This window comes from Caulobacter sp. B11, from assembly GCF_002737765.1.
Classification (GTDB): domain Bacteria; phylum Pseudomonadota; class Alphaproteobacteria; order Caulobacterales; family Caulobacteraceae; genus Caulobacter.
On record NZ_PEGG01000074.1, the window covers coordinates 1 to 8,513 of the forward strand.

Annotated in this window: 9 protein-coding genes; 5 read left to right on the forward strand and 4 right to left on the reverse strand. The window is 68.3% G+C overall.

From position 1 onward, the window contains the following. Positions 1 to 219: 219 nt before the first annotated feature. A complete protein-coding gene (locus CSW58_RS04645) occupies positions 220 to 960 on the reverse strand; it encodes a DUF2793 domain-containing protein (RefSeq protein ID WP_099446494.1) in 741 nt (246 codons plus the stop codon). Between the two features lie 93 nt (positions 961 to 1,053). After that, positions 1,054 to 2,061 (reverse strand): nitronate monooxygenase family protein, encoded by a 1,008-nt coding sequence (locus CSW58_RS04650; protein WP_099446495.1) that lies wholly within the window; start codon positions 2,059 to 2,061, stop codon positions 1,054 to 1,056. Between the two features lie 171 nt (positions 2,062 to 2,232). Here CSW58_RS04650 and CSW58_RS04655 point away from each other — a divergent pair, with 171 nt between their 5' ends. The 3 genes from CSW58_RS04655 (at position 2,233) to CSW58_RS04665 (ending at position 6,233) form a co-directional block, all read left to right on the forward strand. Beyond that, complete coding sequence (locus CSW58_RS04655; RefSeq protein WP_099446496.1) at positions 2,233 to 3,675, forward strand: methylmalonyl-CoA mutase subunit beta; 1,443 nt, start codon at positions 2,233 to 2,235, stop codon at positions 3,673 to 3,675. A gap of 3 nt (positions 3,676 to 3,678) precedes the next feature. Next, a complete protein-coding gene (scpA, locus tag CSW58_RS04660; protein WP_099446497.1) occupies positions 3,679 to 5,835 on the forward strand; it encodes a methylmalonyl-CoA mutase in 2,157 nt (718 codons plus the stop codon). A gap of 152 nt (positions 5,836 to 5,987) precedes the next feature. Continuing rightward, positions 5,988 to 6,233, forward strand: a complete 246-nt coding sequence (locus CSW58_RS04665) for a hypothetical protein (RefSeq protein ID WP_143755077.1) — start codon at positions 5,988 to 5,990, stop codon at positions 6,231 to 6,233. A 3-nt stretch (positions 6,234 to 6,236) separates the two neighbouring features. Here the strand turns inward: CSW58_RS04665 and CSW58_RS04670 are convergent, their stop codons facing one another. Beyond that, positions 6,237 to 6,692, reverse strand: coding sequence for a DUF4112 domain-containing protein (locus tag CSW58_RS04670; protein ID WP_099446499.1), 456 nt, complete (start codon positions 6,690 to 6,692; stop codon positions 6,237 to 6,239). Positions 6,693 to 6,724: 32 nt separating this feature from the next. Further along, positions 6,725 to 7,186 carry a DUF4112 domain-containing protein gene (locus tag CSW58_RS04675; RefSeq protein ID WP_099446500.1) on the reverse strand — a complete coding sequence of 154 codons (462 nt, stop codon included), beginning with the start codon at positions 7,184 to 7,186 and terminating at the stop codon, positions 6,725 to 6,727. A 196-nt stretch (positions 7,187 to 7,382) separates the two neighbouring features. Here CSW58_RS04675 and CSW58_RS04680 point away from each other — a divergent pair, with 196 nt between their 5' ends. Together CSW58_RS04680 and meaB are read left to right on the forward strand one after the other, a co-directional pair. After that, positions 7,383 to 7,700, forward strand: a complete 318-nt coding sequence (locus tag CSW58_RS04680) for a YbjQ family protein (protein WP_099446502.1) — start codon at positions 7,383 to 7,385, stop codon at positions 7,698 to 7,700. Between the two features lie 10 nt (positions 7,701 to 7,710). Next, on the forward strand, positions 7,711 to 8,513 hold an 803-nt coding region (gene meaB / locus CSW58_RS04685), incomplete at its 3' end, for a methylmalonyl Co-A mutase-associated GTPase MeaB (protein ID WP_099446501.1).

The following is an 8,513-nucleotide window of genomic DNA, read 5'->3' on the forward strand; positions in this document are numbered from 1 at the left end:
CCGACGTCCCACCCGGCCCGGGAGGATGTCGGCGCCATTGGTCTCGCCATGGAAGCGGATGATCGCTTCCCTCCCCGCGCCATGGTCGCTGCCTTCGTGAAGACGGCGGACCAAGTATGTTGACGGCGGGGCCTGCTGATGGACGCAGGCGGCTACTCCCCAAAGGTGTGTGGTTGTTAGAGGGAAGCGGCGGCGGGGTCAACCGCCGCCGCTTGCTTGCTAGGCCGACGCGGCCGGAGGCGCGAAACACAGAAGATGGATAGCCACCCGCGCCTTGCCGCCCGTGAAGCTGCCGCCGGCCGCGGTGATCACCACCGGCGTGTCGCTATAGAAGGCGGTCGGGCCGATGACCCCGACATTGCTGGCGTTCAGCGCCACGCCCAGCGACGCCCCGAACTTGCCCGCCTCGCCCGACACGCCGCAGCTGTAGGACGATGCGCCGGTGATCGCCCCCGTCGTTCGGGTCGAGACGGCCAGGACGATGGCCCGGGCGGGAATGACGATGGTCGTGCTGGTCGCCGCCCCCGACAGGGTGACCTCTTCCTCGCGAATTTCGCAACGCGTGTCGGCCCCGCCGGGCGAGCGGGCGGCGGTCAGGCTGATGAAGCTGTCAGACAGCGCCATCCAGACTTCGCCGTCAAAGACCAGGACATGGCCCTCGTCACGAACCCAGGCCAGGAAGCCGGCGGCGGGCGCGATCGCCTCCCAGGCTCCGGCTTCGAAGCGCATCAGGTTTCCAGCGGGCTGGCCGCTCCAGGCCGGACCAGAAGGCGAGGCCGGCAGGATGTGGACGGCGCCGTCCAGCGGCGTCGTCGGTTGCGCCGCGACCTGCCGGCTTTCGACCGTCAGCTGGACCAGTCCGTCGAGACGCGACAGGCCTTCATTGACGGTGATGTGTTTCTGCGACTGGCCAGCCGCCACATAGGGCAGCGACAGGCGGGGGGTGGCGTCGTCGGACATGGCTTGCTCCGGTGGGGTCAAAGGACCCCGCCAGTCTCAAGCGCCCCGGAAGCGTGGGGATGGACGCAGGCCCATCCCCGTGCCGATCCCCGTCTATTCGGCGGCGAAAGCCAAGGGCGCGCCAGCCGTCAGAGCGGTCTTGGCCGCCAGCTCCGCCTTGGCGTCCTCATATTCACGCGCGAGCTTGGCGACCAGTTCGCCGGCCGTCAGCACCGAGTCGATGGCGCCGATGCCCTGGCCGCAGCCCCAGATGTCGCGCCAAGCCTTGGCTTCCTGGTTGCCGCCCGACCCGAAGTTCATGGCCGAGGGGTCGCTGACCGGCAGGTTCTCGGGATCCATGCCGGCCTTGACCACCGACGGGCGCAGATAGTTGCCGTGCACCCCGGTGAACAGGTTGGAATAGAGGATGTCGTCGGCATGGCTCTCGACGATCATGTCCTTGTAGCCCTGCTGGGCGTTGGCTTCCTGGGTCGCGATGAAGGCCGAGCCGATATAGGCCAGGTCCGCGCCCATGGCTTGGGCGGCCAGGATGGAGCGACCGCAGGCGATCGAGCCCGACAGCGCCACCGGACCGTCGAACCACTGGCGGATTTCCTGGATCAGGGCGAACGGCGACAGGGTGCCGGCGTGGCCGCCCGCGCCGGCCGCGACCGGAATCAGGCCGTCGGCGCCCTTTTCGATCGCCTTGTGGGCGTGCTTGTCATTGATCACGTCGTGCATCGTGATGCCGCCGTAGGAATGGATCGCGGCGTTGATGTCCTCGCGCGCGCCCAGCGAGGTGATCACCAGCGGGGCCTTGTATTTCACGCACATCTCGACGTCTTCCTCGAGCCGGTTATTGGTTCGATGGACGATCTGGTTGACCGCGAAGGGCGCCGAAGGGGCGTCCGGATTCGCCCGGTCATAGGCGGCCAGTTCCTCGGTGATGCGGTGCAGCCACTCGTCCAGCTGCGAGATCGGGCGGGCGTTCAGCGACGGGAAGGACCCGACGATGCCGGCCTTGCACTGGGCGATGACCAGATCGGGATTGCTGATGATGAACAGCGGCGAGGCGATGACCGGCAAGCGCAGGCGGTCTCGGAGGATCGGCGGCAAAGCCATGGAAGTCGTCTCCCTTTCGGGCGCTTCTCGGCGCCGCACATGTGAACAGCGTTAGTTTAAACGGCTGTTTGGGTGGTGCGCAAGCGCTTGACCTCCCTACGGTCACCGGCGCAACTGCTCCGAAAATAAGAAAATGCTGCGCTGCAGGAGAGATAAGCTGTGAGTGAGGCGATGACGCCCCTGGCCGAAGATTTCGGCGCGCCGGACAGGAACCGGTGGATGGCCCTGGTCGAAAAGACCCTCAAGGGCCAGGCCTTTGACGAGGCCCTGGTCACCGACACCCCCGATGGCATCGCGATCCAGCCGCTCTACACGGTCGAGGACGGCGTGGCGGTGATGCGCGACCTGCGGGCCCGCGACGTCGTGCGCCCCTGGGACCTGCGGATGCGCCTGGCCCATCCCGATCCCCGCCAGACCGCCGCCGAGGCGCTCAAGGACCTGGAAGGCGGCGCCGCCTCGGTGCTGCTGACCCTAGACCCGACCGGCCAGGCCGGAGTCGCGGTCGGCTCGGCCGATGACCTGGCCAAGGCCCTGGACGGCGTGATGCTGGACCTGGCGCCGGTCGCGCTCGACGCCGGCTTTCTCGGACCCAAGGCCGCCGACTGGCTGGGCGCCCTGGCCAAGGCCGCGCCCAACGCGCCGCTGAACTTCCACATGGACCCCCTGACCGCCTTCGCCCAGACGGGCGGCAGCCCGGGCCCGATCGAAAGCCACCTGGTCTCGGCCGCCACGGTCGGGGCCCGTCTGTCGGGAACCTACGCCAAGGCCGGGCTGATGCTGGCCACCGGACGCGCCGCCCACGAGGCGGGCGGCTCCAACACCGAGGAACTGGCCCTGATGGCCGCCGGCGCCCTGGCCTACGCCAAGGCCCTGGTTCGCGCCGGCCTGACGATGAACGAAGCCTTCGCCCGCATCACCCTGGGGGTCAGCGTCGACGGCGAGTATTTCACCGGCATCGCCAAGATTCGCGCCGCCCGAGCCCTGTGGGCGCGGATCACCGACGCCTGCGGCGTCGGCGCCCTGCCGGCCCGTATCGAGGCCCGCAGTTCCGGCCGCATGCTGACCCGCCAGGACGCCTGGACCAACCTGCTGCGCCTGACCAGCGCCGGCTTCGCGGCCGCCGTCGGGGGCGCCGACGCGATCGTCCTGGGCGCGTTCAGCGACGCCCTGGGCCTGCCCACGGCCTTTGGCCGCCGCCAGTCGCGCAACACCCAGCTGGTGCTGATGGAAGAGAGCCATCTGGGCCGGGTCGCCGATCCGGCCGGCGGGGCCTGGTATCTCGACAGCCTGACCGACCAACTGGCGCGCGGCGCCTGGGCCGACTTCCAGGCCATCGAGGCGGCCGGCGGCGTGATCAAGGCGCTGGAGGCCGGCCTGATCGCTGACCGCGTCGCCAAGAGCCGTCAGGGCCAGGAAGCCGCATTCGCCGACAAGAGCCGCAAGATCCTCGGGGTCACCGTGTTCCCCAACGCCGACGACAAGCCGGTGGAGGTCGCGGTCGTCGATCCGGTCGCCTTCGCGGTCGCCGGGCCCGATCCACGCCTGCCAGGACCGGACTCGCGTTGTCCGCCCCTGACGCCCATCCGCTTCTCCGCCGCGTTCGAGGGGGCCTGAGCCATGAGCAAGTTCCCCGACTTCACGAGCGTCGCCTTCGGGGCCGGCTCCACCCTGCCCGCCCCGGCCGACGGCCCGGTCTGGGCCACCCCAGAAGGCGTCGCCGTGTCCGCCGCTTATGACCAGGACGATGTGGCCGGCCTGGACTTCACCGGCGGCTATCCGGGCGTCGCGCCCTATCTGCGCGGCCCCTATCCGACCATGTACGTGACCAATCCGTGGACGGTGCGGCAGTATGCCGGCTTCTCGACCGCCGAGGACTCCAACGCCTTTTACCGCCGCAACCTCGCCGCCGGCCAGATGGGTCTGTCGGTGGCCTTCGACCTGGCCACCCACCGCGGCTACGATTCCGACCACGAGCGGGTGAAGGGCGACGTCGGCATGGCCGGCGTGGCCATCGACTCGATCCTCGACATGCGCACCCTGTTCTCGGGCATCCCGCTGGACAAGATGAGCGTGTCGATGACCATGAACGGCGCGGTGCTGCCGATCCTGGCGCTCTACATCGTTGCGGCCGAGGAACAGGGCGTCAGCCCCGACAAGCTGTCGGGCACGATCCAGAACGACATCCTCAAAGAATTCATGGTGCGCAACACCTACATCTATCCGCCCGCGCCCTCGATGCGGATCATTTCCGACATCTTTTCATATACTTCGACCAACATGCCGAAGTTCAACTCGATCTCGATCAGCGGCTATCACATGCAGGAGGCCGGCGCGACGGCCGACCTGGAGCTGGCCTATACCCTGGCCGACGGCATCGAATATGCCCGGGCCGGCGTCGCGGCCGGCATGAGCATCGACGTCTTCGCCCCGCGCCTGAGCTTCTTCTGGGCCATCGGCATGAACTACTTCATGGAGGTCGCCAAGATGCGCGCGGCCCGCCTGTTGTGGGCCCGGCTGATGAAGCGCGAGTTCGATCCCAAGGACGAGCGCTCGCTGTCCCTGCGCACCCACAGCCAGACCAGCGGCTGGTCGCTGGCCGCCCAGGACGTGTTCAACAATGTCGCCCGCACCTGCGTCGAGGCCATGGCGGCGGTCAACGGCCAGACCCAGAGCCTGCACACCAACAGTCTGGACGAGGCCCTGGCCCTGCCCACCGACTTCTCGGCCCGGATCAGCCGCAACACCCAGCTGTTCCTGCAGATGGAGAGCGGCACGACCCGCGTCGCCGACCCCTGGGGCGGCAGCTATTATGTCGAGCGCCTGACCTATGACCTCGCCCAGAAGGCCCTGGCCCATATCGAGGAGGTAGAGGCCCTGGGCGGCATGGCCAAGGCGATCGAGCAGGGCCTGCCCAAGCTGCGCATCGAGGAAGCCGCCGCCAAGACCCAGGCCCGCATCGACAGCGGCAAGCAGAGCGTGGTCGGCGTCAACCGCTACAAGCCCGAGGTCGCCGACGACATTCCGGTGCTCAAGGTCGACAATACCTCGGTCCGCAACCAGCAGCTCGAAAAGCTGGCCCGGCTGAAGGCCGAGCGCGATCCCGCCGCCACCCAGGCCGCGCTCGACGCGCTGGAGGCCGGAGCCCGCGCCGACGGCAACCTGCTGGCCCTGGCCGTCGACGCCGCCCGCGCCAAGGCGACGGTGGGCGAGATCAGCTATGCGCTCGAGAAGGTGTTCGGCCGTCACAAGGCCCAGATCCAGTCGATCCAGGGGGTCTATATGAAGGAAGCCGGCAATGATCCCGCCGCCGCCCGCGCCAAGGCTATGGTCGAGGCCTTCGCCCAGGCCGACGGCCGCCGCCCGCGCATCCTGGTCGCCAAGATGGGCCAGGACGGCCACGACCGCGGCCAGAAGGTGATCGCCACCGCCTTCGCCGACCTCGGTTTCGACGTCGACATCGGCCCGCTGTTCCAGACTCCCGCCGAGGCCGCCAAACAGGCGGTCGAGAATGACGTCCACATCGTCGGGGCCAGCTCGCTGGCCGCCGGGCACCTGACTCTGGCCCCTGAACTCAAGCAGGAACTGGCCAAGCAAGGTCGGGCGGACATCATGATGGTGGTCGGCGGGGTGATCCCCTCGCAGGACTTCCAGGCCCTGCGCGACGCCGGCGCCGCGGCGATCTTCCCGCCCGGCACGGTGATCGCCGAGGCGGTGATCGAGCTGCTCGACAAGCTGAACCAGCAGCTGGGCTACACCCAGGGCGGGGCGGTGTAAGCGGAGAACATCACGCATAGGCGCGGGCGGCCGGCTCGACGGCCAGGGCGGTCCGCGTCGCGGTCGTCCATGTTAGCCTCGGATCATGAATGCTCCGGCCCGCCCCGCCGAAGCCGTCGCGCCCCACCGCTTCACGTATGACGATGTTGCGGATGGTCGAGGCCGGCAGTCTTGCGGAGGATGCCCGGGTCGAGCTGATCGAGGGAGAGCTGATCGAGGTGGCTCCCGAAAGCGTGCCCCAGGTTCGCTGTCGCCGCTGGCTGACCCAGTTCTTCATCCGGCGCTTGGCCGAGGGCGGCTATGACCTCGTGGAGGAAATCAGCGAGAGCGACGTGATCGCGCCTCTCGCCTTTCCCGATCTGGTAAGCCGCGTCCGCGACCTGCCCGCGCTGGACTAGATCCTACCGCTTCCCCGCCTTGACCTTGCGCTTGTGGCGGGTCTTGGGATCGATGTCGTGGGGCAGGCCGTGCTTGGCCTCGATGTCCTTCTGCAGGGCCTTGGCGGCCATCAGATGGCCCGGAAACAGCATGTCGACCACCGAACCGGCGACCGGCACAGCGTCGGTCGCGGTGTCCATGGCCACATAGGCCAGCATCCGCGCCAAGGTGGCGACCGAAGCGCCGGCCGCCAGACCGTGAAACAGCAGCAGTCCGCCGGCCCCGACGCTATAGGCGAAGCCGACTCCCGGCACCCAGGACAGCACCGCGTCCAGGCCCAGGCCGAACGGCCCGACGCCGATCAGCCGATCGGACAGGCGCTTGATGGTTTCAGCCGATCGCCAGGCCCTGTGAGCCCGACTCTTGCGGCTGTCGGGGCCTTCGTCGGCGACGAAGGCCTTGGCGATGTGATCGGTCATGCCGGGTGAACGCTCCGCCGGGAAAATGGTTGTCAGCCCAGGAACACGACGCGGCGCTTTTCCTTGCCCGCCAGGATCCGGGCCAGAAGGTCGCGATACTCGGCCGTGCCCTCGGCCTCCTTGCGGGCGCCCTCGAAATAGATGGTCTCGTCCATGTGCTTGAGGATCATGTCGGCCGACCATTTGTGACCGGTGAACAGGGTGTCGGCAATAGCGCCGACTCCGGGGGCCATCGGCAGGATGGTGTCGAGCACGATGATCGCCGCCACCTGGATCAGGATCATCGGCGCGCACCGGGCGCGAAAGCCGTCATAGAGCAGCACGGCGCCGGCCCCGAGCGAATAGAGCTCTCCCGCGCCCCGGAAGAACGACAGCAGACCGTCCAGGCCGATGCCCAGCGGGCCGACGCCGACGATATTGTCCGAGAGCTTCTTGGTGCGCTCGATGCTTCCGCGGATGTTGTGAAGATCGAGATGCGACTTGGCGATGAACACCGGAAGGGCTCCGAACGGCAGAGGCCGGCAATCTGCCTTAACCACGAGCGCGCCGGAAGTGGGAGAACGCCAGATTCCCGTGGCACGGGAAGGTGACGCCGTTTGGCCTGCCTCTGGCCGGGAGCCCCTCGGCAAGCGCCGCGTTTATGCTTAAGTTCATGCCATGCGCCGGCGTTCGGCCCACGAGGATAGTTCGATGCTGATCTCGACCACCCCGTTCATCGAGGGACGGCCGGTCCAGGACTACAAGGGCGCGATCTACGCTCAGTCGATCCTGGGCGCGAACGTGGTGCTGGACCTGATGTCGGCGATCCGCGACTTCATCGGCGGCCATTCCAAGTCGTATGAACGGGTCCTGGCTCGGGCCCGCGAGGACGCCATGAAGAACCTGGTCAAGGAAGCCACGGCGCTCGGCGCCAACGCCATCCTGGCGGTGGATCTGGACTACAACACCGTCGGGCCGAACGGCTCGATGATGATGGTTTCGGTTTCCGGGACCGCCGTCGTCCTCTAGGCACGGCGGCGTGAACCCACCTATCGACATCCTCGATCTCGAAGCCCGCCTTGTCGCCGGTGATCGCGCCGCCCTGGCCCGCGCCATCACCCTGGTCGAGAGCCGTCGCCGCGATCATCAGACCGCCGCCCGCGCCCTGCTGGAACGTTTGATGCCGCGCACCGGCCAGGCCCAGCGCATCGGGATCACCGGCGTGCCCGGCGCCGGCAAGTCGACGACCATCGAGGCTTTCGGTTCGCTCCTGACCGCGCAGGGCCACCGGGTGGCGGTGCTGGCGGTCGATCCCTCGTCCGGACGCAACGGCGGCTCGATCCTCGGCGACAAGACCCGGATGGAGCGGCTCAGCGTCGATCCCAACGCCTATATCCGCCCCTCCCCCTCCGGCGGCACGCTGGGCGGGGTGGCGCGCAAGACCCGCGAGGCCATGCTGCTGTGCGAGGCTGCCGGCTTTGACATCGTCATCGTCGAGACCGTGGGCGTGGGCCAGTCCGAGACCGTGGTCTCGGACATGGTCGACATCTTCCTGGCCCTGCTGATCCCCGGCGGCGGCGATGAACTGCAGGGCATCAAGAAGGGCCTGATCGAGTTGGCCGACCTGCTGGTGATCAACAAGGCCGACGCTGATCCCGCCCGGGCCGAGCGCTCGGCGCGCGACTACCGCAACGCCCTGCACATCCTCACCCCGGCATCGCCGGACTGGACGCCGCCGGTTCTGACCGCCTCGGGCCTGACCGGCGCGGGACTGGAGCTGTTGTGGAGCCAGATCCGACGCCATCGCGAGGTGATGACCGCCAACGGGGCCCGGGCCGCGCA